This window comes from Aridibaculum aurantiacum (assembly GCF_017355875.1).
GTDB lineage: Bacteria > Bacteroidota > Bacteroidia > Chitinophagales > Chitinophagaceae > Segetibacter > Segetibacter aurantiacus.
Genome location: NZ_JAFEWC010000003.1, coordinates 650077 through 675600, shown reverse-complemented (window position 1 = coordinate 675600; position 25524 = coordinate 650077). Strand labels below are relative to the sequence as shown.

Genomic DNA, 25524 nt, shown 5'->3' with positions numbered 1-25524 from the left:
TATGATGATACAACAAAAGTTAGGAAACCTTGCATCGTTTGCTGATGAAGGAAGAGCAATTGACAGGCTGTCGATAGAATGGTACGAGAGCAGTAAAAGAATACTGAATAAGAAGACACAATCGGGTAAAGAGGTGGTGCTTAAATTTTTAAATGAACCTCCGCAACTGCAGCAGGATGATGTATTGCATGCAGATGAAACCACTTTGATAGTAGTGGACATAATAGCATGCGAAGCAATGACTTTTAAACCGTCTACCATGTATGAAATGGCATATGTATGCTACGAGATCGGCAACAAACACCTGCCACTTTACTACCAGGATGATACTATACTCATTCCGTACGACGCTCCTACTTTCAAGATGCTGCAGGCTGCAGGTTTTGATCCGCAGGTAGAACAACGAAAACTACAGAACCAGGTAAAAACATCCGTTGCACCACATGCGCACAAAGGCAGCAGCGAAAGCTTGTTCTCCCGTATATTAAAACTGACCACACCTACCAATGACTAACCAGTTGCTTGCGCTTTTACAGCTTACAGATCCTACTTTACCCATAGGTGGCTTTTCACATTCAGCAGGGTTAGAAACCTATGTACAACAGGAAATAGTAAATGATAAAACATCAGCGAAAGAATTTATTGAAAAACAGCTATCGCAGAACTTACTGCATACAGACGCAGCCATTGCCTCACTGGCTTTTGATGCTGCAAAGAACAATGATGTGCAGGCGTTGCATGAATTGGATGAGTTATGTAATGCAGTGAAGCTGGCTAGTGAAATGCGGCTCGCCAGCCACAAACTTGGAACACGTTTATTAAAAATTTATACACCCTTATGCCATGGCGAAACAATTGAAATATATGCTAGCACTAAACAGAAAAATGCATCGCACTACTGCACCGTATTCGGCTTATTAGCAGCAACCCTTGGCATCAACAAACAAGCTGCCTTGTATGGCTTTTTGTATAACGCCGCAGTAGGTATGGTAACCAATAGCGTAAAGCTGGTACCACTCGGGCAGCAGGACGGGCAGGAAATCCTTTTCAGCTTGCACACACTAATAGCCGATGTAGCTACACAGGCCATGACACCAGATAAAGAAATGATCGGCTTATGCTGCACCGGCTTTGATGTACGTTGTATGCAACATGAGCAGTTGTATTCGAGGTTGTATATGTCGTAAGGCAGTTTAGAGTTTCTGGTTTATTGTTCCTGGTGGGGTTCGTGATGGATAAAGAGTGGCTGATTTTTTAAGAATTTCCACCTGACTACACCTCTAAAATTTTATGGTTAAACAACAACGAGCCTCAAATAAACAAGAACCAGGAACAAGGAACTAGAAACAAAAACAAAAAATCAGAAACTTCAAATTCTACAATGACCCAAAGAACATACGTTAAGATTGGAATAGCAGGCCCTGTAGGCTCGGGCAAAACAGCACTGATAGAAAGGCTTAGCAGGGCAATGAGCAATGAATATTCAATAGCAGTTATCACCAATGACATTTATACAAAAGAAGATGCCGAGTTTCTTACTAAGAATAGCCTCTTGCCTGCTGAACGCATCATTGGTGTAGAAACAGGTGGCTGTCCGCATACAGCCATCCGCGAAGATGCCAGCATGAACCTGGAAGCGGTGGAGGAAATGGCTGCACGCTTCCCTGATGTTCAGATCATCTTCATTGAAAGTGGAGGTGATAATCTTTCGGCTACATTCAGCCCCGACCTTGCCGACCTCACCATATTTGTGATAGACGTAGCTGAAGGTGATAAAATACCGCGCAAAGGCGGCCCCGGCATTACACGATCTGACCTGCTTGTTATAAACAAGATAGACCTTGCGCCTTATGTAAATGCAAGCCTTGAAGTGATGGAACACGATGCCAAGAAGATGCGAAAGGGCGCTCCTTTTGTTTTTACCAATCTTATGAGCCTGCACGGGTTAGATACGGTTATTGGCTGGATAAAGAAGTATGCATTAACCGAGGATATAGAAGTAGAAGCACTTGCATTATGCCGTTGATAGCCAAAGTACATATAGCTACCAGGTTTCGCAATGGTAAAACAATACTGCAGTCATCGTTTTGCAACCAACCGTACAAACTGGCTGATATCACTGAAGATAGAAAGGAGCAGCGCCTGAGACTAATGATGATGTGTTCATCACCCGGGATACTGGATGGCGATGACTATGATATTGTAATTGATGTAAACGAACAATGTGAGCTAGAGCTGCAAACGCAGTCCTTCCAGCGTTTGTTTACCATGAAGAAGGGTGCCAAGCAAAAGATGCAGGTGAACATTGCAGCCGGCGGATCTTTGAAGTTCCTGCCTCACCCGGTAGTACCGCATGAAGGTGCCATCTATGCTTCTTCATATAGTATTTACTTACACGCCAACAGCAGCTTGTTATGGGGAGAAGTGATCAGTTGTGGCAGAAAATTGAATGGCGAAGTTTTCCGGTTTACCTCCTACCAGAATACAACTTCTGTATACATGGCAGGTAAACTTGTTATAAAAGAGAATATTCTGCTGCAACCTGCAAAGATGGACCTACAAGCTATTGGTCAGTTGGAAGGCTATACACACCAGGCGACGCTACTCTACATCAACGATGCGGTTGATATTTTTTCTATTATGGAAGCTTTACATTCCTACCTGCTGCCACAGCAAGATGTAGCATTTGGTGTAAGCCAGCTACCGGTGAAAGGAATCATCATCAGGCTTATGGGATATAAAGCAGGGCAACTGCATGAGATACTGTTACAGGCTGCTACAACCATAGAAAATCATAATCAACAAACGCTAAAACCGGAGGAATATGTCGCCTGAGTTGCAACTACTACTTACCACCTCCATTGGGATCGCTTTCCTGCATACACTGTCGGGCCCGGATCATTACCTGCCGTTCATTGCTTTATCACGATCACGTGGATGGTCCGTCGGCCGCACCATCTCGTGGACCATATTGTGTGGTTGCGGTCATGTTTGGAGTTCTGTATTACTTGGTCTTGGTGGCGCCGCCATTGGTTGGTCGCTGGCTAAAATTGACTGGCTGGAAGGCATGCGTGGTGGACTGGCAGCATGGAGCTTGTTCGTGTTTGGATTGATTTATTTAGTGTGGGGCTTGTGGCGCGCCAACAGCAACAAGCGGCACAAGCACTTTGATGTAAACAACGACGGCAGCGTCTATGTATACGAGCACAAGCAAGGTGAGGTGGTGGCGCCCAAAGACAGGCACGCAGTAACACCATGGGTAATGTTCCTCATCTTCCTGCTGGGTCCATGCGAGCCGATGATACCACTGCTATACTTTCCTGCTGCCAAACATTCGTGGAAAGCAATGCTGCTTATGATAGGCGTGTACACCTTGTTTACACTTGTTACCATGATCGGGATGGTACTGCTGGGCTACTATGGCATCTCGTTCTTCAACACCAGTAAGATGGAGCGGTATATGCACGCATTAGGCGGAGCCACCATCACCATCTGTGGTGCGGGTATGCTGTGGTGGGAATGGTAAAGACGTGTACAAAACAAAGAAGCCGCTCTTTTGAAGCGGCTCCTATATTCGATTGAAGAGTAGTTATTGTTTAGGCGAATCAGCACCTACGGTCACTTCTTCCCATGCATCAATATCGCGTTGTAGTTCCATTATTTTGTTACGAGCACCACGCAAAGCACCTGCGCCTAATAGTAAGCGCAACGGCGGGTTTTCAGATTCAACAGCCTTTATGATAGCCTCTGCAGCCTTTACCGGGTCACCGGGCTGATTGCCGCTATAACCACGAATGCTGTTCTTGTTTTTACCTGCGGTCTCAGCATAATCTTCAATCTCTATTTTACTATTGTTGGCTGAGCGTCCGGCCCAATCGGTACGGAAACCACTCGGTGCTACAATGGTTACTTTTATTCCAAGATGAGCCGTTTCTTTTGCCAGCGATTCCGACAAACCATCCACTGCATACTTGGTAGCGTTATAAAAACCAACCGCAGGAAAAGAAACAAGTCCTCCAATAGAAGAGACATTTACCACATGACCACTGCGTTGTTTCCGCATGATAGGCAAGACTTCTTTGGTCATATTTGCAAGGCCAAAAAAATTGATCTCGAACATGCGGCGAACTTCCTCATCTTCGCTTTCTTCTATTGCACCAAAATAGCCAATACCAGCATTATTCACCAGTACATCAATGCGGCCAAACTTTTCCACCGCCTGTTGAACAGAAGAAGTGATATCTGCTGGCTGCGTTACATCCAGCTTTACTGCAATAGCCGTGTCTGGATAGCCATCTACAATATCTTGTATATCTGCCGGCTTACGTGCCGTTACAACCACCTTATCTCCTTTTTGTAATGCAGCCTGGGCCAGGTAGCGGCCAAAGCCAGTAGAACAACCAGTGATGAACCAAACTTTAATCATTTTATAGAATTGTTTTATTAATAGAGAGATGAATGAAGCAGTAAAAATTGTTCCGCTTTGGCGCCTGCTGCTGACCCCGCCAATTAAGCAGCATTAAGCCTGATTAAAACGGAAATAAAACATGTTTATGTGATAGTTTGGCAGCAGCAGTTCGTATAATTTTACTTTCTTATTTAATATGAATTTCATGCTGCGTATTATCATAATCGCGTTCTTGATGGCTTTTAGTTTGAGCACTAGTGCCCAAACATAGTGGGAGTTGTGCAAAGATAAAAACGGGATAAAAATTTACAGTGCTAAAGAAGGCACGGCCAAGTATAAGTCGATAAAAGTAGAAGCAATCATTCCCGGTAACCTGGAGCGGCTCTTAAAGATCATGATGGATCCTAACAGTAACAAAGACTGGATTTATCGTACCCACCAGTCGTATCTATTGCAGCGCTATAGCAACAACGAGGTTCTTTCTTATACTGAGACTTCACTTCCGTGGCCGGCGAGTAACCGCGATGTCCCGCTTCGCGTAAAGATGTCGATGGATGAAAAGAATGGCTCGCTGAAGATATATTCAACCGGGGTTCCCAATGCCATTCCTGAAAAAGCAGGGATTGTACGCATTCCCTACTTCAATAGCGTGTGGGACATACGTTACAAGGACGCAAACACGCTTTACATTATCTACAATCTGCAAATGGATCCTGGAGGAAATATTCCAGCTTGGGTGACGAATATGTTTGTAGCTAAAGGACCATATGAAACTTTTGTAAAGCTGTCTGAGCTGATGAAGCAGCCAGTGCTTACTGCAAAATAGTTACTACATATCCGTCTTTATCTTCTTAAAACTTGCAGTCAATCCTTTAATCAGCGATGAACTAAAACCCTGGTGTTCCATTTCGTTTAAGCCAGCTATGGTACAACCTTTTGGCGTGGTCACTTTGTCTATCTCCTGCTCAGGGTGCGTCTTCAGCCGCAATAGCAGGTCTGCTGCACCTTTTACCGTTTGCGCAGCTATCAATGTAGCCGTGGCAGCACTAAAACCTATCTCTATTCCTCCCTGTATATTGGCCCTGATGTAGCGCATGGCATAAGCAGTACCACATGCTCCCAGTACTGTTGCTGCATCCATCAGTTGCTCGTCTATTTCCACCGTTTTACCTAGTTGATCAAACAGGTCGTGAACATAACCCACCTGCTCCAGCTTTGCAAATTGGCTGCAGATACAGGTCATGCTTTCCTGTATAGCAATTGCAGTATTTGGCATAGCCCTAAACAAAGGCAATTGTTTTCCAATGATATTGTGCAGGTCTTTTATATAAACACCCGTAACAACAGAGATCAGCAGGTGTCTGCTCTCGTCTAGTTTATCTTTTATCTCATCCAACACCTGCTGCACCTGGAAAGGCTTTACAGCAAGAATTATAACATCAGCAAAACGAACAGCTTCTTTATTATCGTTGCTCACCAGCACGCCTTTCTCTTCCAGCGCTTCCAGTGTAGCGATGTTTCGTTTGGTAATGATGATGTGCTCGCTACGCTGAAAACCGCTGCTGATAAGACCTTCAGCTATCGCTGTTCCGAGGTTGCCGCCGCCAATGATGGCTATTTTATTGTTCATGATGATGTTGGTTGGTGTAGAAGCTACCAAATTTAAATGCAATAGGTTTAAATAAGAAGAGCTGCTTTTGTAGCAGCTCTTAAATCATTTTGCGAAGCTTAAAGCTTCACCAGGTAATTGCGTACATAATCTATCACGCCTTCTTCTAAAGAATAAAATTCGTCTGTATAACCTGCATCTCGAAGCTTTTTCATATTAGCTTCTGTGAAATATTGATACTTATCCCTGATGTCTTCAGGCATGTCAATAAACTGGATGTTTGGCTCTTTATCAAGTCCTGCAAAAGTGGCTTTTACCAGGTCTGCAAAGGCTCTTGCTTTTCCTGTTCCAAGGTTATATAATCCAGGTTCGAGGTTGGAAGTTGTAGGTTGAGAGTTGGAAGACGCTGTATCATTTATTTTTTTCATCATCCAGCCAATCACCTTCACCACATCCTTTACATATACAAAATCGCGTAGTTGCTCGCCATCCTTAAAATCAGGGCGGTGGCTACGGAACAGTTTTACTACGCCATCTTTCTTTACCTGGTTGAATGAATGCCAGATCACGCTGGCCATTCTTCCCTTATGGTATTCATTCGGGCCATATACATTGAAGAATTTTAGGCCTGCCCAGAAAGGCGGCGTTGCACCTTGTTGTATCGCCCATTTATCAAATTCATTTTTACTAACACCATACGGGTTCAGCGGCTTCAGTTGGAAGATAACTTCATGATCATCATTGTAGCCCAATTCACCTGCACCATATGTAGCTGCTGACGATGCATAAATAAGCGGCACGTTGTGCTGTACGCAGTAGTTCCATACATTCTGCGAATACTCCACATTCAGCTCCTGGTGAATAGAATAATCGAATTCTGTTGTATCAGTACGTGCACCCAGGTGAATGATAAAATCGATCTTTGGTTCATGCTGCTGTAGCCATGCAAATAAGTTGTAGCGTTCAACTATCTCCAGGTACTCCTTCCCCTCCCAGTTGCTACGCTTTGCTTCTACTCCAAAATCATCTACAAGGATAAGATTGTGATAGCCCCGACCGTTGAGGTACTCTACCATTTGGCTACCAATAAAACCTGCAGCACCAGTAACTATTATTGCACCTTGCTTTTTTGCTGGAGTTTCATTCTCCTCTTCTTGTAGCAGCGAATTAAAATCGATGTTCATGTAGTTGTAGAATATGCGATGTATGGGTTTAAAAACCTTTTACTTCTCCTTTGCCTTTTATGCCTTCCTTCTGCATTACCTGCGCTTTCTCATCATCTATTGAAACAACTTGCGAAGGCGCTACTGTACGGGCAATGGCATTCTCATACAAGTCTTTCCACTCGTTGATGTGGCCCCACGATACACCTTCCATGTCTATGTCACCTTCAGTTACTACGCCCAAATATTCATGCGGAATATTCCATGCTTTCAGAAACTCAATCACAGCTTCAGCATTTTTTATAGTACAGGATATTACTGCGCGGCTTTGCGCTTCGCCAAACCAGAAGCCATCAGGCCTGATGTTGTTTTGCGTCTGCTGTACATCGAAGCCAAGACTACGGTTGAAACCACTTTCCATCAGGGTTGTTATCAGGCCACCTTCGCTGATGTCGTGGCAGCTTTGCAGCAGTCCCTGTTGTATCAGTTGTTTGATCGCTTGTTGCAGTAAAAATTCTGCATCAACATCAAATTCCGGTGCAGGTGAGTATTCTACACCAACTATTTTATGCAGGTATTCCGAGCTGTTGATATCAGCCGTTCCTGTACCCAACATGTATATCACATCGGTGGCTTGTTTGAAATCAAGCGTCATCCTTTTTTCTACATCATCCAGTACGCCTACCATACCTATTGTAGGTGTAGGATAAACAGCACCATCCGGGTTTTGATTGTAGAAGCTTACGTTACCACCTGTTACAGGCGTATCAAATTTGCGGCATGCATCACCCATACCTTTTACCGCATATACAAACTGGTAATACACTTCAGGATCGAAAGGATTACCAAAGTTGAGACAGTTGGTTACACCCAAAGGCTCACCACCGCTACAAACAATATTTCTTGCAGCTTCAGCCACTGCTATCATTCCTCCTTTGTAAGGATCAGCAAATACATAGCGGCTGTTACAATCTACGGTTACAGCCAGCGCTTTGCCTGTTCCTTTTGCAAGTACAATGGCGGCATCACTTGGTGCATTGGTGCTCATATTGGCAGCACCCACCATGCTATCGTATTGGTTAAAGATGTAGCGCTTGCTGGCGATGTTAGGCAACTGCAACAGTTGCTTCGCTACTTCTTTCAGATCTTCAGGCACAGGCACTGTAGCCGGATCAAAAGCTTTTATTTTTTCAAAATAAGCAGGCTCACGATACTCACGATCGTTTTGTGGAGCACCACCACCCAGCACTAAACTTTCAGCATTTAATACTGCTTCCAGTTCTCCATTCATATAAAACTGCAGCAAGCCGGTATTGGTTACCACGCCTATCTCGCTACATGGCATATCCCATTTATCAAAAACAGCCAGCACTTCCGCTTCTTTTCCTTTCTCCACCACTATCAGCATACGCTCCTGGCTTTCGCTCAGCAACAGCTCCCATGCCTTCATATTTTGCTGGCGTGTAGGCACCTTCTCCAGGTGAATTACCATTCCTACTTCACCCTTTGCACTCATTTCGCTGGTACTACAGATAATGCCTGCTGCACCCATATCCTGCATACCTACTACCGCTCCTGTTTGTATCACTTCCAGGCAAGCTTCCAGCAGTTTCTTCTCCTGGAAAGGATCGCCTACCTGTACCGCCGGCAGTTCTTCTACGCTATCTTCAGTAATATCGGCACTAGCAAAGCTTGCACCGCCCATACCGTCTTTACCGGTAGCACTTCCAACTATAAAAACAGGATTACCTTCTCCTTTTGCAGTAGCACTAATGGTTTCACCATTACGCACTATGCCCACGCTCATTGCGTTCACCAAAGGATTGGTATGATAACGTTCTTCAAAATAAACTTCGCCACCTACAGTAGGCACACCAAAGCAGTTGCCGTAGTGACCAATTCCATGCACCACACCATTGAGCAGGTGCTGCGTTTTTGGCTCTTCTATTTTACCAAAACGTAAACTATTAAGCGCTGCTATAGGACGAGCGCCCATAGTAAATATATCGCGGTGAATACCACCTACACCCGTAGCCGCTCCCTGGAAGGGTTCAATAGCACTTGGGTGATTATGACTTTCTATTTTGAACACTACGCCCCAGCCATCGCCAATATCCATCAAACCTGCGTTCTCCTCACCTGCTGCTACCAGCATCTTCTCACTGTCGCGTGGCAAAGTCTTCAGCCATTTTATCGAGTTCTTGTAACTGCAGTGTTCACTCCACATTACACTGTACGCACACAACTCGGTAAAGTTGGGCGTGCGTCCCATGATCTCTTTTATTTTTTCGAATTCTCCTTCGGTAAGTCGAAGCTGTTGGGCGGTTTGTACGTTCACTTCCATAAGGCTGCGAAGGTAAGAAAGTGAAATAAGTAGGCAAGTTGAAGTTTCTGTTTCTGCCAGATGATAAAAAAGAGAATTATGGAGCAAGCAATTGTACTACTGTCAGCCCCGGTTGCGTCGCACACTTCAGCTGTAGCGATCGCTTCAGCCATAAGCTCAGCCACCGAATTCTCACTTATCAACTTCTCAACCTATCAACCAATCAACCAACACCCCACATTAGCATATAATTACATATCGCAGCTCATCCTTCATTAGCCGCTACCACTCTATATAATTACCTTTGCGTAATGAAATCGACGACCCCAAATATTCGCCATTTAAGTTTAGAGGAGCTAACCAACTATTTTGAGCAGTTAGGCGAAAAGAAATTCAGGGCAAAACAGGTATACGAGTGGGTTTGGAGCAAACAAGCACACTCTTTTGAAGCTATGACCAATCTTAGCAAAGAGCTCAGGTCAAAACTGGCTGAGCACTTTGTACTTCCTGCGCTAAATGTAGAAACTACCCAATACAGCGCCGACGGCACCATCAAGAGCCGCTTCAAGACGGTTGACAATCATATGGTAGAAGGTGTGCTTATTCCTACCGAAAGCCGCTACACAGCTTGTGTATCATCACAGATTGGCTGTAGCCTTAGCTGTAAGTTTTGCGCTACCGGCTACATGGACCGCAAACGTAACCTTGACTACGATGAGATCTACGACGAGGTAGTACTAATAAACCAGCAGACAGAACGTGTTTATAATAAGAAGCTGAGCAATATTGTTTTTATGGGTATGGGAGAACCATTACTAAACTATAAGAACGTATTGAAAGCCATAGAACGCATCACCGCTCCTGATGGATTAGGCATGAGCCCAAGAAGAATAACAGTTTCCACTGCAGGTGTAGCAAAAATGATCAAGCAATTGGGCGATGATAAAGTGCGCTTCAACCTGGCACTGAGCCTGCATGCTGCCAACGATGTAAAGCGCAACGAGATCATGCCAATCAACGAAAGCAACAATATCAAAGCACTCATTGAAGCACTGAATTATTTCTACAAAGAGACCGGCAACGAGATCACGTTTGAATACATCCTGTTCCAGAACTTCAACGACACCTTGCAAGATGCTGATGAACTAATAAAGATCTTTAGACAAGTACCGGCAGACCTGGTGAACATTATAGAATACAATCCTATTGATGCAGCCAAATTCCTGAAGCCTGATGAAGACACTGTGGAGAAGTTTATGAACCACCTTGCCAAACATAGAGTGAACGCCCGGTTGAGAAGAAGCCGCGGAAAGGATATAGATGCAGCCTGTGGTCAACTTGCTAATAAAGATACCATAGGTGCAGAAGCTTAGTACCTGAGAACTTAATTAAATAAACCGCCTTTTACAGGCGGTTTTTTTATGCCTTGCCACCACCAGCGCCAAGTCATTTTATATTTTTTAACAGCCTAATTAGCCTGTTCTTTAAACTAACTACAATGGCTATGGTCTATCTACCACTAACACGAAAAAACAAAAACACATTATATGAAAAACGTTACTCTTTCACTACTCGCATTAGCCATCACATTTGCTTCATTTGCACAACGCGCAGAAGGCAGGGCAAAAAAAGAAAAAGCAGGTATAGAACAACGCCATCACAAAGGCGACCACAAAGCTGGTAAAAGAGGCGGCGACAGGCTTTCTGAACTAAATCTTACAGATGCACAGAAGTCGCAGCTAAAAGCACAGAATGAAACCTTCCGCAAGCAAATGGAAGAATTGAAAAACAGCAACCTTTCTGATGACCAAAAGAAAGAGCGTCGCCAGGAGATTATCAAGCAGCGCCGCGAACAATTGCAATCCATTCTTACACCTGAGCAAAAGCAAAAAGCACAGGAGCTAAAAAAAGATTTTGGTGCTAAGCGTGGCGCAAGAGCTGGTGAAGGAAGAGGAAAAGAATTTGAAAAAATGCAGGAAGAACTAGGACTTACTGCAGATCAATCAAGCAAGTTGAAAGCAGTAAACGAAAGCTTCAGAACAAACATTAAAAACATCCATAGCAATGCTGATCTTTCTAAAGAACAGAAGAAAGAACAAATGAAGTTGTTGCAGCAAAAACATAGAGAAGAGATCCGGTCGTTGCTAACCACTGATCAGCAAGAAAAGCTGAAAGACCGTATGAAAAACCGCCCCAATCGCAGCGCTGTAAAGTAATTTATTTACACAATGCACATCAACCCTCCTGAAGGCAGACCCTAAAGTCTGCCTTTTTACGTATACCTTTGGCGGCGCTGGAATCATATTTACTGTTGCAACAACAGCAATCCAAAAACATACAAAATGCGGAAACGTACAGATAACTTCGACAAGTTTGTAAAGAAACCTAAGGGAAGTGCTATAAAAGAAAAGATCAAACAAGAGAAGAAGAAAGAGAAGAAAGAAAGAGCTGCTGCCATAGAAGCACATTATGCCCGCAAGCGCGAAGAGAAACTAAGGATGCGCGGAATAGATCCTGACACTATTCAACCTAAAGGCAAACCAGGAAAACCTTCTACCGCTAATAAATACAAGCCAGCTCCTGCAGGTTCTAATTCTGCAGCTCCTACAGCTAAGCCTGCTTTTAATAAAGCCACACCGGGTGATGCACGTGAAGGAAAAGATTTTGGAAAGGAGAAAAAGCTGAAACCAAAATATGTTCCCGGGAGTAAGAAAGAAAGAACAACTCCTATAGAACCACGCATTACCACTACACGTCCTGACCAAGCACCCAAGCCTCAACAAGAACGTAAGCCACAGGCAAAGATTGCAGCACCTAAAAAAGAGGAAAGATCTTCGTCTGCAGGAGAACGTAGCCGCCCGGCAAAACCTTCTCAACCGCAAAGACCACAACAGGAAAGACCTGCACCGCATACTGCAAAACAAGCCACACCTGCTACAGATAAATTTTCAAAAAAGGAAACCAGGCAGCCTGCTGAGCAAATGCCATTGAACAAGTACATTGCTCATAGTGGTGTTTGTGCACGGCGTGATGCAGCCATTTTGGTAAAAGATGGAAAAGTGACTGTAAATGGTGAAGTAGTAACTGACCCGGGAACCAAAGTAACAGAATACGACGAAGTAACAGTTTCCGGTAAAAAACTTACCATCAGCAAGAATTTTGTTTACATACTGCTGAATAAGCCCAAAGATTATATTACTACATCTGAAGATCCGCAGGGACGTAAGACAGTGCTGGACCTTGTACGCACTGCTACGAGCGAACGTGTGTATCCTGTAGGACGTCTTGATAGGAATACATCAGGCGTGCTGCTGCTTACCAATGATGGTGATCTTGCCCAGAAGCTATCTCACCCAAAGCACGAGATAAAGAAAGTGTACGAGGTAAGGCTCGACAGGCCGCTTACAAAAGCAGACATGGAGAAGATAGCATCCGGTATCACTTTAGAAGATGGCTTCATTGCTCCGGATGTGATAGCGTATGCAGACTCTAAAGACAAAAGCATCATTGGCGTGGAGATACACAGTGGCCGCAACCGTATCGTCCGCCGCATATTCGAGCACTTGAAATACGACGTAAAAGCACTTGACCGGGTGATGTTTGCCGGGCTTACCAAGAAAGATGTTCTCCGTGGCAACTGGCGTTTTTTGAAAGAAAAAGAAGTGCGCTTACTGAAGTACATGAACCAGTCTTTCGCAAAGAAGAAGTAACCTTCTTTTTTCCATCTGTCACCACTTAAAAAGTTAGCGACCTTCTATATATGAAGCTTGAAATTGTATTTGAGAACGATCATTTTGTTGCCATGAATAAACCGTCAGGACTGTTATCCATTCCTGACAGGATGGGTAAAGATCCTTCGCTAAAGAGATACCTGCAGGACCGGTACGAAAACATTTTCACGGTTCACCGTTTGGATAAAGATACCAGCGGCCTGATCGTTTTTGCTAAAGATGAAGCTACCCACAAGTTCCTTTCACAAGCCTTTGAAGGCAGAGATGTAGAGAAGTACTATCTCGGCCTGGTAAATGGTACGCTAATGAACAACAAAGGCAGCATAGATGCAGCCATCATGGAACACCCGGGAAAGACTACCCTGATGATGACGAATAAAAAAGGCAAACCTTCTCTTACTGACTATGAAGTATTGGAAGAGTTCGGGCAGTATTCATTCGTACAGTTCCAGATACATACGGGGCGCACTCACCAGATACGTGTACACATGAAGCATGTAGGCAATCCTATTGTTTGCGATGAACTGTATGGCAATGGAGAACCTATACTATTGTCTGGCATAAAGCGCAAGTTCAAACTGAGCAAATCTGCAGATGAAGAAAGGCCTATATTAAACAGGCTGGCGCTTCACTCCCACCGGCTGGTGTTCATAGATGCGCAAGGCAATAAACATGAGCTGGAAGCACCACTGCAAAAAGATTTGAAAGCTACCTTGCAACAGCTAAGAAAAGCGAAAGATTAGAACCTGGATATATAGGAAAAGAAAAAGGATTAAGAGGAGACAAAGAACCACGATCGACTGGATGCAAAAACGATTACGAGGAAAAACAAAATGAGATGCCTAACAGCATCTCATTTTATTTTAGAAAGTCAACCAACTAAAGTGTGTAGCTTCCGTTCTCCTCATAATCCATTCTAATCATATGGATCGTGGTTCTATCACTTATTCGGTTGCGGCGTGTAGCGTAAGTATGGCTTCACAATGTTCAGGCCTTTAGGAAATTTGGCAATAGCATCTTCTGTACTAACAGCAGGCACCACTATTACATCTTCACCATCGTTCCAGTTTGCCGGTGTGGCTACGCTGTAGTTGGCAGTTAACTGTAGACTGTCTATCACACGCAATACCTCGTAAAAATTCCTTCCTGTACTTGCTGGGTAGGTGATCATCAGCTTCACTTTCTTATCGGGACCAATGATGAACAAAGAACGAACCGTAGCAGTAGCCGATGCATTCGGATGTATCATATCATACAAACCCGCTACTGTCCTATCCTCGTCTGCAATAATGGGGAAATCAACTTCGCACTGCTGTGTTTCGTTGATGTCGTTGATCCAGCCGTGGTGCTTATCTACAGGGTCAACACTTAGCGCCAGCACTTTTACACCACGCTTCGCAAATTCTTCTTTTAATAAAGCGGTTCTGCCTAGCTCAGTGGTACATACAGGTGTATAGTCTGCAGGATGACTGAACAACACACCCCAGCTATCGCCCAGGTATTCGTAAAAATTGATCTCACCGATGCTTGTCTTTGCTGTAAAATTCGGAGCGTCGTCTCCTAATCGTAAACTCATGTTTGACTTTTTTAAAAATAAAAAAATGATCAGGCAGGCAGCAATCGTTGAAGGGAAACAAATATACCAATTTGGTAGACTAATACCCTGCCAAAATACAGGATGGCTCACAACCAGCTAAAATTTATGCCTGGTGAATTAGTTAAAAAACTAAGGACTTTAGTTTGCAATCAACCCTATTTCTATCAATTGAGCTTGTCATGCCGCGGGACGATGCATCCCATAAAGTATAGAGGTTGTAGCAAAATATAATGGTGGCAGATCCCTCCTTCGTAGGGACGACATTCTAACATAATGCGCATCAAATGCATTAGTTCTGCCTGAAGACCCTGCCGTCTTTCATAACAAACCTTACATTTTCCATGGCATTGATGTTGGTTATTGGATCGCCCTCTACAGCAATGATGTCTGCAAATTTTCCCTTTTCAATAGAGCCTAGTGTAGCCGTAGTCCCTAGGAGATCAGCTGCATGAACAGTAGCACAACGAATGGCTTCCATGGCAGGCATTCCGCCCTCTACCATGTAAGCAAATTCTCTCCAGTTTTTGCCATGCATAAACACACCGGCATCTGTACCGAAAGCTATCTTCACGCCGGCTTTATAGGCTCTTGTAAATGTGTTCTGGATCTTTGGACCAACCTCCAGTGCTTTGGGAGTAACTATTTCCGAATAGTACCCGGGTATCTTAGCAGAGTCAGCTGTAGAGCGACCTGCAATGATGGTAGGCACGTAATACGTACCATGCTTTTTCATTAGTGCTATAGCCTCGTCATCCATGAAAGTTCCATGTTCAATAGAAGAAACACCGGCACGAACAGCGCGTTTTAATCCTTCTGCACCATGTGCATGCGCCGCCACTTTATATCCATAATCTTTTGCCGTTTCAATGATCGCTTTTAATTCTTCATCAGTGAACTGCGCACCCGATGCATCTTTAGCCTGGCTAAGCACACCTGCAGTCGCTGTGATTTTTATCAGGTCAGATCCGTCTTTATAACGTTGGCGAATAGCCTGTCGGGCTTCGTCTGGACCATTGATCACTCCTTCCGCAGGACCAGGATTTCCCATCAGGTCTTTGCGGTAGCCATTTGTAGGATCGGCATGTCCGCCGGTAGTAGCTATAGATTTCCCTGCAGTAAAAATTCTCGGACCCGCTACCGTGCCTTTAGCGACTGCATTACGAAGCGCAACATTTACACCGCTACCGCCCAGGTCACGAACAGTTGTAAAACCTGCCAGCAATGTGGTCTGTGCATATTGTGCCGCGTCGAAAGCTACGTCAGCAGGGTTTTTAGTAAAACGGTCAGCAGTGGCGCCACGCCTTGTTTCACTTTCCATGTGCACATGCATATCCATTAGTCCAGGCATCACCGTTCTATTCTTCAGGTCTATGATCCTGCCACCAGCAGCGGGTTGTACAAATCCTTCGCGCACATCAACTATTTTTTTTCCTTCTACAATTACTGACATATTGCTAAGGACGCGGCTATTGTTTACATCAATCAACTTACCGCAGTGCAGTATGGTTTGCTGAGCAACAGAAATGAGTGTAGAAGCTACAAGCAACACCAGCAGAATAACACGTTTCATAAAGAGGAGATAATTAGGTGTACAAGCTAATACAAATTAGGATTAGAAGAGCGGGTAAAATAGCAGGTCAGGATGTTTATGCAGTTCTTCCTTTCTTCAAGGCGCCTTTGCCAAACTTATTCTTTACTTCATCAATTGCTTTATACAACTCGTTCTTCTTTTCGCCATCATCAAAAAGATTAGCCTGCACTGCATGATTGGTAAGATCGGACAAACGTACACCCAGTAAGCGCACCGGTGTACCGGCCTTATACAGCTTAAAGAAAAGATCCTTTGCAAAAGCAATCAACTCATCATCGCGCAGCGTATAATCTATGGTGGCTTGCTTAGACACAGTGGTAAAATCAGGATACCTGATCTTTACAGCAATGCACCCGGTTAGCTTTTGTTCCTGACGTAATTCATAAGCAACCTTCTCTGTCATCCGAACCAGTTCTGCCAGAAGAAATGAATTGTCTGCAGTGTTCGTTTCAAAAGTATTTTCTGTAGAAATAGATTTTGGCTCATGATACGGCACTACTTCGCCGTGATGTATACCCAGCGATTTATCCCACAATTCAGCTCCGTATTTACCTAAAGCATTTTCTAAAACTTTCTTTGAGTACTTGCGGATGTCACCAATGGTGTAGATCTCCATTCGCTTAAGAACCTGGTAAGTTTGCTCACCCACACCTGGTATTTTATTCACTTTTAGCGGTGCAAGAAAGTCGGCTTCCATGCCATGAAGGATATGTATATAACCATTAGGTTTTGCTTCATCGGTAGCAATTTTAGCTACCATTTTATTCGGCGCTAATGCAAAAGAAATTGGGAGTTGAGTCTTATCAATTATCTCCTGGCGCAGGTCTATTGTCCATTGATAAGGATCAAAATACTTATCCATGCCAGTAAGGTCAAGGTAGAATTCATCGATGGAGGCTTTTTCAAACAACGGTGCTTTGGCAGCGATGATGTCGGTCACAATTCGGGAATACTTGCTGTAGTCGCCGCGGCTTACATTGGTGATAATGGCATGCGGGCATAGTTGCATCGCCTTCTTCATAGGCATAGCGCTGTGTATACCAAACTTACGCGCCTCGTAACTACAGGCTGCAACTACTCCCCTCTCGCTATGACCCCCTACCAATACCGGTTTACCCTTAAGTGAAGGATTATTCAGCACCTCTACAGACACAAAAAAGCTGTCGAGATCGAAGTGGGCGATATAGCGTTGAGGGGAAGTCAAAAGAAAAGATGAAAATCAAAAGTATAAATAGAAAGCGGTAAGCTATTGTGAATTTATATTTTTACCTGATGCAGGAAATACTACTGAAACTACAAGCTGTTGTTAACGCAGTTCATCCACTGGATGTGGAAGAGTGGAATGACTTCATTGCTATCTGGCAACCATTTTCAGCAAAAAGAAAAACCATACTTACGGCAACTGGTGATACGGAGAAGTACCTATACTTTGTAGCAGAGGGTGTACAACGTGCTTACTATGTAAAAGAGGACGATAAAGAAGCTACATTGGTATTTACTTATGCAGGTTCTTTTAGTGGTGTGGCTGATAGTTTCCTGTTGCAACAGCCATCGCGTTACTACCTGGAAACACTTACACAAAGTGAGTTTATACGCACCAGCTATATACAGGTAAATGAACTTTTGAAGAAGTACCACAACTTTGAAACTTTCATTAGAAAGTCGGTAGCTATTACGCTGGCAGGTACCCTACAGCGACAGATAGAACTGCAGTGTTTTTCTGCTGAAGAAAAATTCCGCATCCTACTGAAGCGGAGTCCGCATGTACTTCAAATGATACCGCACAAATATTTGGCATCCTACCTTGGCTTAGACGCTACTACTTTTAGTAAGCTGTTGGGGAGTGTGAGGATATAATTCAAAAGTAAAAAGTCAAAAATCAAAAAGCTGGCCTTGTTATAACATTTCACTTTCCATGTAACAAGCTACACTTATTTATGATTTTGACTTTCGATTTTGACTTCCTCTGACTTCACAAAAATCTTGTTCTACACCAACATTTTCTACTTCTAACTTTTCCAGCTTTGCTGTAAATAATTACACAATGCCAACGTACAAAACTAATGAGCTGATAGAGCAGCTACAACAACAGACAGAAAACTTTTTACAGGAAGCTATAAGCGAATGGCAACTGATGCCGGCCGCTGTATTGCTTCAACAACCTGCAGCGGGCAAATGGAGTGCAGCACAATGCCTGGAGCACCTGAACAGCTATGGCCGCTACTATCTTCCGGCTATAGAAAAAGCCATTGAAGCTTCTAAAGCAAAAGGACAGAATGGAACGAAAAGCTTTAGCAGTGGCTGGCTTGGCAACTACTTTACCAACATGATGAAGCCTACCCACAAAATGAAGAAAATGGCTTCGCCAAAAGATCATGCGCCTAAAGCTGACCTGGACGCAGCGAAAGTGGTTGGAGATTTTATAGACCAGCAGGAAAGGCTATTGCTATTGCTGGAAGAAGCGCAGCATATTGATATGAATAAAGCCACTGTGGCAATTTCTATAGCGAAGTTTATTAAGCTGAAACTAGGTGATGTTTTCATGTTCCTGGTTGCACACAACGAGCGCCATATTGTGCAGGCAGAGAAAGCGCTGAATTCAAAAGTCAAAAATCAAAAAGCAAAAGATGCCAGGGTGGCCTGATATAGTTATTCAAAGAATTAAAACTGTTCAGAAGTAGAACAAGGAGAATAAATTCAGTTCTCCTTGTTTTGACTTTTGACTTTTGACTTACATATAAAGCTCCAACAAACCCTCCGGCAGCGACACATGCACTTCCTTTTTCTTTTGGTCTATTTTCCGCAGTGTGTCCTGGTGTATGGGAATAAGTGCTTCATTGCCTTTGTAGATGATCTTGCAGAGCACCTGCATGGGTTGTTCTATCACTTCAGTTACATCTCCAATGTGTTCACCATCATTGATCATTTTGTAACCAAGCATGGATATAGCTGAAGCCTTACCAACTACTTTATCAAAATCTGCTTTTAGCAACCATACATTGCGCTGGTTGATGCGGCGTGCGGATTCTTTGGTATTGATACCTTCCAATTTCAGGTAGGTTTCAGTCTCATTCTTCACCTTACCTGTTTCTATAAAATAAGGAATGAAGCTATCTTTTCGCTCTTCAATGAAAATAGTCTGCAGTCCTTTTAGATCGCTACGTTTACCTAATGCATGCTCCAGCACTACTTCGCCTGTTAGTCCGTGCGAGCCTGCAATTTTACCTATGTTGAAGTAATCGTTCATGGAGAAGGTTTTTAGTTCCTGGTTTCTTGTTCCTGGTTTATGATTTGGACTTACTTGCTTATGTTTCGCATTGCTGATTTTGCTGCCAGCTCATGCTGATAGCTGACAGTTGAGGGCTCATGCCTCATAACCAACAAAAGCACAAGTGTGCGACGCAACGAAGTTGATTAAAGATCAAATGCTGGTCACAAAAAAATCCCCAACACAAGTGTCGGGGATCAACAGTTTTATTCATCCACTGGAAAAATAAATTAAGCTTCTGTAGTGCCTTCAGCAGCAGGGCTTTCAGCAGCAGGAGCTTCACTTCTGGTTTCCACGCGTCTTACAACCGGCGGATTTCTTCTTGCTCTCTGGGCTTTACGATTGTCGTCGCTGCGCTTTCTTACCTGTGCTTCGTGTTCTTCATGCCACACCTGGAATTTCTCCATGGCGGTAGCTTGGTCAAACAATCCTAGGCTAACACCACGTAATAGGTGTTTCAGGTATAGCACTCCCTTGAAAGAGAGAATTCTGCGAACTGTATCAGTAGGCTGGGCTCCTTTATGTAGCCACTCTAATGCTTTCTGACGATCCAGCTGAATAGTAGCTGGTACAGTTAATGGGTTGTAAGTTCCGACCTTTTGGATGAACTTACCATCTCTTGGTGCACGGGCGTCAGCAACTACTATAAAGTAGAAAGGACGCTTTTTGCTTCCGTGTCTTTGCAGTCTCATTTTAACTGGCATCTTAAATAGAAATTTAAATGCGGTGAAATAATTGGTTTTCTACGGACGGCAAATGTAGCAGGAAAAGGTACACGAAACAACACGAGTTGTTAGCAATCCGTGAATTTTAAGGTGTGTGGAGCGGCACGTAGAATAATTACTACACCCAGTCTTAATGTGATTGTTCATTAGCTATTGTAAGACCTAAATAACCACTATACTTGGGGGCATTGTTTTTGTGCACCTGCGAATTATTTCCCAAACTAAATATTGGATCTATGACTTCAAGCACCAGGCAGGTGATCATTTTTGTATTAGGCATGATCGCCGGAATTTTCCTTATTTCCCAGTTAGCATTCCGTGAAGACAAAAGAAAACCCGAGGATGAAAAAACAGAGGCAGCTGCTGCAAAGGCTATAACGCCCCCAAAAGTGCCTAAACAAATGACGCTGTTTGGCGAAAAAGTACCACTGGAAAGACAAGAGATACGTGAGGCTTTTGATCGTGAACTGATCTACAACTACTACAACGAAGGGCATATACTGTATATACTGAAACTGGCAGATCGCTATTTTCCACAGATAGAAGCAACACTGAAAGCACACGGAGTTCCGGATGATTTTAAATATTTATGTGTGGCAGAAAGTAACCTGCAGAACCTGGTATCACGTGTAGGCGCCAGTGGTTTTTGGCAGTTCATGAAAGAAACGGCTCCGGGTTACAACCTGGAAGTGAATGAGAATACTGATGAAAGATACCATGTTGAAAAAAGTACAGAAGCAGCATGCAAATATTTAAAAGCTGCTTACGCCAAGTTTGGTAACTGGACTGCAGCTGCAGCATCGTATAACTGTGGAATGGGTGGCTACAATGGCGCAGCTACTTTTCAGCGCACTATGAACTACTACGACCTGCTGTTGCCTGAAGAAACCAATAAATACATTTTCAGGATACTTGCTTTCAAGCAGATATTAGGTAATGCGAATTCTTTAGGTTTCCAACTTTCAAAGGATGATCTGTACGGGCAGTTTCCAACAAAGACAGTAACTGTGAATGGATCTATCTCTAACCTGGTACAATGGGCTGCAGACAGGGGAACAAACTACAAAATGGTGAAGAAACTAAACCCTTGGATAAGAGGCAGAACATTGGTAGCCAAGCCAGGGAAGACTTATGAAATAAAGCTTCCAGGATAGATTTTTTAACCTGGTTCTGCTACTTCAATGGCAGGATCATGATTATAGATAACAATGCCTCTTCTCATTCTTTTTCAGAATTAGAAGAGGCATTTTCTTTTTCAAGTAAAAGCCACTAGTTACGCCTAACGCGCATATACTTGCACATTACTTAAGGTATTATAGTTCCTGAAGTAATCCTTCCATTCTACAGGCACATCAATAGAAAGCACATCCAGCTTTTCCAATAGGTAATTCATGCTAAATTTCTCCAGCTGTCCCTTGCGGTGCCACTGCCTGATCTTCTTCAGGTCTTTGGTGGTATAAATGGCACAAAGAGGTTCAGCAGCTGTATCTTTTTTGAAGACACAGGTCATTTTACCCTTGTTATGCAGGTACAGGTTATACAGGTTCTGAAGCACCACTGGATTCATTTCCACCATATCACAGGCTAAAACAAAAACATCTTCAGTCGGATACTTCTGGTGTACACTCAATAATCCCAATAATGGTCCATGGATGTTCAGTTCCTGGTCATCCATTACAAGGTCGTGGAAAGGGAAAATCCGTTTATACTGGGTACGCTGTGCAGGATTTACAGAAATCACAACAGGTATTTCAAGTTTGGCCAGCACAGAGAAACATTGTTGCGCCCACGTAACTTTCTTACTGGTGGTCAAAAGACCTTTATCTCTTCCCATGCGTTTACTCTGTCCGCCACACAATACAAGCCCGATCATAGAAGTAACTTTTAGTTGTACAAGAGAATGCTTTCTTCTGGTATCAAGGCTATTGGACAGTGCTGCTACATGCGTAACGGGCACAGCTTAGGAAGGCGTCAAAAAAGATACCAAGTATAAGAAGTGGAAGTTCAACAAAAGCTGTTTTTCCTTTTCCAAAAACACAGCTTTGGAAATAACTACAGCAAATCAGCAGCACCACCTACCATTAAACACAAGAACCGCATTTTAAATCTTGTGTGTGTATTAGCCTTAAACCGATAACATATGTGCAAACAAAAAGGGAAGCAACTGCTCCCCTCTTTGAAAACAATCAAGAAATTTTTATTGCTTGTAAGGAGCAACAATGGCTTCTTCTGCAGGCTTTTGCTCTTTGCGTATCCTGTTATACTCTTTGTAACGAGCTTCTCCAATGATCTCTTTTAGCTTTGCATTTTTTGCATCTGCATTTGCTTTCAATTGAGATTCTTTTTCTTCTTCAGATAGTGCTTCGTTCTTCTTTATTTCAGTTCCCTTAGCAGATGCATCTTGCAAAGCTTCCTGGAAAGCAGCGATCTCTTTATCAGTAGCACCGATTTGCTTTAGTGTCTTTACAATGTTCTCTGTTTGCAACGCCTTGTACTTTGCTTTTGCTTCCTTTTCAGCGGCTTTGGCAGCTTTAGCGGCATCTTTACTTACATCTGCAGTTTGAGCACTGGCAGCAATGGCTATCATGCAGATGCTCAAAAGGGTAAAAACTATTTTTTTCATTTGTCTTTTTTGTGCCCTGAAATTAAAGTATCAAATGAGTTAGATGTATTAAATCCTTTTAATTAACGTTTCATCCCGGGCATTTTGCCAAAGCCCATAGGCATTTTGTTCATCATCTTCATCATTTCCCTCATCTGCTCAAACTGCTTCATAAAGGCATTTACTTCTGCTATATCCTTCCCCGAACCTTTTGCTATACGTTGCTTGCGGCTCTGGTCTATCTCATCCGGGTTGCTTCTTTCAAAAGGTGTCATGCTCTTGATTATAGCTTCAATTCCTTTAAAAGCATCATCGCTAATATCAACATCTTTAATAGCTTTTCCTACTCCAGGGATCATTGCCATCAGGTCTTTCAGGTTACCCATCTTCTTTATCTGCTGCAGCTGGTCAAGGAAATCCTGGAAGTCAAACTGGTTTTTGCGGATCTTCTTTTCCAGCTTTTTTGCCTGCTCTTCATCGTATTGGGCCTGGGCTTTTTCAACAAGCGTGGTGATATCACCCATTCCTAAAATACGCTGCGCCATACGCTCAGGATAGAACACATCCAGCGTATCCATTTTTTCGCCACTGCTTACAAACTTGATAGGCTTCTCAACCGTGTATTTGATAGATAAAGCAGCACCTCCACGGGTGTCACCATCCAGTTTGGTAAGTACAACACCGCTAAAGTCAAGACGATCGTTGAAGGCTTTTGCTGTATTCACTGCATCTTGTCCTGTCATACTATCCACCACAAAAAGTATCTCGTTTGGATTTACAGCAGACTTGATGTTAGCAACCTCAGTCATCATCACTTCATCAATTGCCAAACGACCAGCGGTATCAATAATTACTACATTTTTACCCTTTGACTTAGCTTCTTTGATGGCATTCTGCGCTATTTCAACAGCATTTTTATTCTCTCGCTCACTATATACCTCCACACCTATCTGGCCACCTAAAACCATCAATTGGTCGATGGCCGCTGGGCGATAGATATCACCAGCTACCAACAGCGGGTGTTTACCTTTTGATTTAAGATAATTAGCAAGCTTTCCGCTAAAAGTAGTTTTACCACTACCTTGTAATCCAGCAATAAGTACTATGGCAGGATTTCCATTAGCGTTAAAAGGAGTTTCAGTTCCACCCATCAGTTCAGCCAGGTGATCTTTTACGATCTTGGTCATAAGCTGTCCCGGGCTTACCGCATTAATAACCTTGGCTCCAAGTGCTTCATCCTTTACCTTATCGGTAAATTCTTTAGCTATTTTGTAATTCACATCGGCGTCTACCAATGCCCTGCGTATTTCTTTGATAGTAGAGGCAACATTCAACTCTGTAACTTTTGCTTCTCCCTTCAGGTTCTTAAAGGCACTTTCCAACCGCTCACTCAGTGATTCAAACATGGGTATATAAATTTTATCAGCTTGCGAAAATCAAAAAAAATAGTGAATACAACAATTGTCATATTCACTACTAAAACCGCAAATATACTGGCATTGCGGTAAAAACAGTAACAAGTTATCCGAGGTAAACCCGCAACTGCTTACACCTTGATGTAGTGCGCAGTTTATTGATGGCTTTATCCTTTATCTGGCGAACTCTTTCGCGGGTAAGATGGTAGCGTTCGCCTATATCTTCCAGGCTCAATGGATGATCAACGCCTATTCCATAGAAAAAGCAGATAACATCCTTTTGTCGTTCTGTAAGTGTTTGAAGCGAACGGTCTATCTCCAACTTGAGCGATTCATGGTGAACCAGGTTTTCGTCGCTTAGTGTAGCATTGGGATTGGTAAGAATGTCCATCAAAGTGTTTTCTTCGCCATCCACTACCGGGCTGTCGACACTGATATGCCTGTTAGACATATTAAGTGTTGCCGCAACTTCTTCTGTTCGTATATCCAACAGGTCAGCTAATTCTTCAGCTGTTGGCTCACGTTCGAATTCCTGCTCCAGTAATTGGAATGCTTTACTAATACGGTTGGTAAGACCAACTTTGTTGAGTGGCAACCTGACGATGCGGCTTTGTTCGGCAAGTGCCTGGAGGATCGTTTGCCTGATCCACCAAACGGCATAGGAAATAAATTTAAATCCCTTTGTTTCATCAAAACGCTGGGCGGCTTTGATAAGGCCAAGGTTACCTTCATTAATAAGGTCAGGTAATGTGAGCCCCTGGTTTTGATACTGCTTGGCTACTGATACTACAAACCTGAGGTTTGCTTTCGTTAGCCTGTGCAGTGCTACCTGGTCTCCGAGCTTTATTTTCTTTGCTAATTCTACTTCTTCTTCCGCGCTAATAAGGTCTACTTTTCCAATCTCCTGAAGGTATTTCTCAAGGCTTTGTGATTCACGATTGGTAATTGATTTCGTGATCTTGAGTTGTCTCATACTCATAGGGTCGGTGTTTAAGGGTGATGCAATTAGTTAATGATATGTTTGGTGTGAAAGAACTTTTTTGAATTCCGGGGGAAGAATTATTAGCAATATAAGTTATATATAGAACACAA

27 protein-coding genes are annotated in these 25524 nt (G+C 43.3%); 14 read left to right on the top strand and 13 right to left on the bottom strand.

Translation table 11 applies throughout. The features are described 5' to 3' along the window. The first annotated feature begins 1 nt into the window (after nucleotide 1). From ureE to J4N22_RS16460, 5 genes are all read left to right on the top strand, one after another. Nucleotides 2–514, top strand: a complete 513-nt coding sequence (gene ureE / locus J4N22_RS16480) for an urease accessory protein UreE (RefSeq protein ID WP_207496448.1) — start codon at nucleotides 2–4, stop codon at nucleotides 512–514. Further along, nucleotides 507–1187, top strand: a complete 681-nt coding sequence (locus tag J4N22_RS16475) for an urease accessory protein UreF (protein WP_207496447.1) — start codon at nucleotides 507–509, stop codon at nucleotides 1185–1187. Before ureE ends, J4N22_RS16475 begins: the two co-directional genes overlap by 8 nt. 194 nt (nucleotides 1188–1381) lie before the next feature. Then, on the top strand, nucleotides 1382–2026 hold the full coding sequence (ureG, locus tag J4N22_RS16470) for an urease accessory protein UreG (RefSeq protein ID WP_207496446.1): 645 nt from the start codon (nucleotides 1382–1384) through the stop codon (nucleotides 2024–2026). Further along, the gene (locus J4N22_RS16465; protein ID WP_207496445.1) at nucleotides 2017–2835 is read left to right on the top strand and encodes an urease accessory protein UreD; all 819 of its coding nucleotides are present in this window, start codon (nucleotides 2017–2019) and stop codon (nucleotides 2833–2835) included. The genes ureG and J4N22_RS16465 overlap by 10 nt, the downstream gene beginning before the upstream one ends. After that, nucleotides 2825–3526 carry a hypothetical protein gene (locus J4N22_RS16460; RefSeq protein ID WP_207496444.1) on the top strand — a complete coding sequence of 234 codons (702 nt, stop codon included), beginning with the start codon at nucleotides 2825–2827 and terminating at the stop codon, nucleotides 3524–3526. Before J4N22_RS16465 ends, J4N22_RS16460 begins: the two co-directional genes overlap by 11 nt. Before the next feature lie 63 nt (nucleotides 3527–3589). Here the strand turns inward: J4N22_RS16460 and J4N22_RS16455 are convergent, their stop codons facing one another. Next, nucleotides 3590–4426: an oxidoreductase gene (locus J4N22_RS16455; RefSeq protein ID WP_207496442.1), complete on the bottom strand. Its 837-nt coding sequence runs from the start codon at nucleotides 4424–4426 to the stop codon at nucleotides 3590–3592. Between the two features lie 259 nt (nucleotides 4427–4685). Here J4N22_RS16455 and J4N22_RS16450 point away from each other — a divergent pair, with 259 nt between their 5' ends. Further along, nucleotides 4686–5234: an START domain-containing protein gene (locus tag J4N22_RS16450; RefSeq protein WP_207496440.1), complete on the top strand. Its 549-nt coding sequence runs from the start codon at nucleotides 4686–4688 to the stop codon at nucleotides 5232–5234. Between the two features lie 3 nt (nucleotides 5235–5237). Here J4N22_RS16450 and proC read toward each other — a convergent pair whose 3' ends face one another. The 3 genes from proC to purL form a co-directional block, all read right to left on the bottom strand. Beyond that, nucleotides 5238–6038 (bottom strand): pyrroline-5-carboxylate reductase, encoded by an 801-nt coding sequence (gene proC, locus J4N22_RS16445; RefSeq protein WP_207496438.1) that lies wholly within the window; start codon nucleotides 6036–6038, stop codon nucleotides 5238–5240. Nucleotides 6039–6136: 98 nt separating this feature from the next. After that, on the bottom strand, nucleotides 6137–7201 hold the full coding sequence (gene rfaD, locus J4N22_RS16440; RefSeq protein ID WP_207496436.1) for an ADP-glyceromanno-heptose 6-epimerase: 1065 nt from the start codon (nucleotides 7199–7201) through the stop codon (nucleotides 6137–6139). Nucleotides 7202–7229: 28 nt separating this feature from the next. Then, complete coding sequence (gene purL / locus J4N22_RS16435; protein WP_207496433.1) at nucleotides 7230–9524, bottom strand: phosphoribosylformylglycinamidine synthase subunit PurL; 2295 nt, start codon at nucleotides 9522–9524, stop codon at nucleotides 7230–7232. A 78-nt stretch (nucleotides 9525–9602) separates the two neighbouring features. On the opposite strand from purL, the gene J4N22_RS16430 reads away from it, so the two are divergent. From J4N22_RS16430 to J4N22_RS16410, 5 genes are all read left to right on the top strand, one after another. Next, on the top strand, nucleotides 9603–9782 hold the full coding sequence (locus tag J4N22_RS16430) for a hypothetical protein (RefSeq protein ID WP_207496431.1): 180 nt from the start codon (nucleotides 9603–9605) through the stop codon (nucleotides 9780–9782). Between the two features lie 32 nt (nucleotides 9783–9814). Beyond that, on the top strand, nucleotides 9815–10876 hold the full coding sequence (rlmN, locus tag J4N22_RS16425; RefSeq protein ID WP_207496429.1) for a dual-specificity RNA methyltransferase RlmN: 1062 nt from the start codon (nucleotides 9815–9817) through the stop codon (nucleotides 10874–10876). 174 nt (nucleotides 10877–11050) lie between these two features. After that, nucleotides 11051–11719, top strand: coding sequence for a hypothetical protein (locus tag J4N22_RS16420; protein ID WP_207496427.1), 669 nt, complete (start codon nucleotides 11051–11053; stop codon nucleotides 11717–11719). Between the two features lie 126 nt (nucleotides 11720–11845). Beyond that, nucleotides 11846–13213, top strand: coding sequence for a pseudouridine synthase (locus J4N22_RS16415; protein WP_242692265.1), 1368 nt, complete (start codon nucleotides 11846–11848; stop codon nucleotides 13211–13213). A gap of 50 nt (nucleotides 13214–13263) precedes the next feature. Then, nucleotides 13264–13977: an RluA family pseudouridine synthase gene (locus J4N22_RS16410; RefSeq protein WP_207496425.1), complete on the top strand. Its 714-nt coding sequence runs from the start codon at nucleotides 13264–13266 to the stop codon at nucleotides 13975–13977. A gap of 197 nt (nucleotides 13978–14174) precedes the next feature. Here the strand turns inward: J4N22_RS16410 and J4N22_RS16405 are convergent, their stop codons facing one another. The 3 genes from J4N22_RS16405 to dinB form a co-directional block, all read right to left on the bottom strand. Then, nucleotides 14175–14810: a peroxiredoxin gene (locus tag J4N22_RS16405; protein ID WP_207496423.1), complete on the bottom strand. Its 636-nt coding sequence runs from the start codon at nucleotides 14808–14810 to the stop codon at nucleotides 14175–14177. A gap of 310 nt (nucleotides 14811–15120) precedes the next feature. Next, on the bottom strand, nucleotides 15121–16401 hold the full coding sequence (locus J4N22_RS16400; RefSeq protein ID WP_207496421.1) for a metal-dependent hydrolase family protein: 1281 nt from the start codon (nucleotides 16399–16401) through the stop codon (nucleotides 15121–15123). Between the two features lie 76 nt (nucleotides 16402–16477). Next, entirely contained in the window at nucleotides 16478–17626 is a 1149-nt protein-coding gene (dinB, locus tag J4N22_RS16395) for a DNA polymerase IV (RefSeq protein WP_207496419.1), read from the bottom strand. A 47-nt stretch (nucleotides 17627–17673) separates the two neighbouring features. Between dinB and J4N22_RS16390 the strand changes: the two genes are divergently transcribed. Together J4N22_RS16390 and J4N22_RS16385 are read left to right on the top strand one after the other, a co-directional pair. Beyond that, a complete protein-coding gene (locus J4N22_RS16390) occupies nucleotides 17674–18279 on the top strand; it encodes a Crp/Fnr family transcriptional regulator (RefSeq protein ID WP_342450938.1) in 606 nt (201 codons plus the stop codon). A gap of 187 nt (nucleotides 18280–18466) precedes the next feature. Next, entirely contained in the window at nucleotides 18467–19066 is a 600-nt protein-coding gene (locus J4N22_RS16385) for a DinB family protein (RefSeq protein WP_207496411.1), read from the top strand. A gap of 87 nt (nucleotides 19067–19153) precedes the next feature. Here J4N22_RS16385 and rimM read toward each other — a convergent pair whose 3' ends face one another. Both rimM and rpsP read right to left on the bottom strand, forming a co-directional pair. After that, nucleotides 19154–19669 carry a ribosome maturation factor RimM gene (rimM, locus tag J4N22_RS16380; protein WP_207496410.1) on the bottom strand — a complete coding sequence of 172 codons (516 nt, stop codon included), beginning with the start codon at nucleotides 19667–19669 and terminating at the stop codon, nucleotides 19154–19156. 251 nt (nucleotides 19670–19920) lie between these two features. After that, on the bottom strand, nucleotides 19921–20382 hold the full coding sequence (gene rpsP / locus J4N22_RS20165; protein ID WP_280923995.1) for a 30S ribosomal protein S16: 462 nt from the start codon (nucleotides 20380–20382) through the stop codon (nucleotides 19921–19923). A gap of 269 nt (nucleotides 20383–20651) precedes the next feature. Here rpsP and J4N22_RS16370 point away from each other — a divergent pair, with 269 nt between their 5' ends. After that, on the top strand, nucleotides 20652–21569 hold the full coding sequence (locus J4N22_RS16370) for a lytic transglycosylase domain-containing protein (RefSeq protein ID WP_207496405.1): 918 nt from the start codon (nucleotides 20652–20654) through the stop codon (nucleotides 21567–21569). A gap of 125 nt (nucleotides 21570–21694) precedes the next feature. Here the strand turns inward: J4N22_RS16370 and mobA are convergent, their stop codons facing one another. The 4 genes from mobA to J4N22_RS16350 form a co-directional block, all read right to left on the bottom strand. Next, entirely contained in the window at nucleotides 21695–22288 is a 594-nt protein-coding gene (gene mobA / locus J4N22_RS16365) for a molybdenum cofactor guanylyltransferase (RefSeq protein ID WP_207496404.1), read from the bottom strand. A 324-nt stretch (nucleotides 22289–22612) separates the two neighbouring features. Beyond that, a complete protein-coding gene (locus J4N22_RS16360; protein WP_207496403.1) occupies nucleotides 22613–23038 on the bottom strand; it encodes a hypothetical protein in 426 nt (141 codons plus the stop codon). Nucleotides 23039–23100: 62 nt separating this feature from the next. Beyond that, nucleotides 23101–24423: a signal recognition particle protein gene (gene ffh, locus J4N22_RS16355; protein WP_207496402.1), complete on the bottom strand. Its 1323-nt coding sequence runs from the start codon at nucleotides 24421–24423 to the stop codon at nucleotides 23101–23103. Between the two features lie 115 nt (nucleotides 24424–24538). After that, entirely contained in the window at nucleotides 24539–25405 is an 867-nt protein-coding gene (locus J4N22_RS16350) for a sigma-70 family RNA polymerase sigma factor (protein ID WP_242692264.1), read from the bottom strand. Nucleotides 25406–25524: the final 119 nt, after the last annotated feature.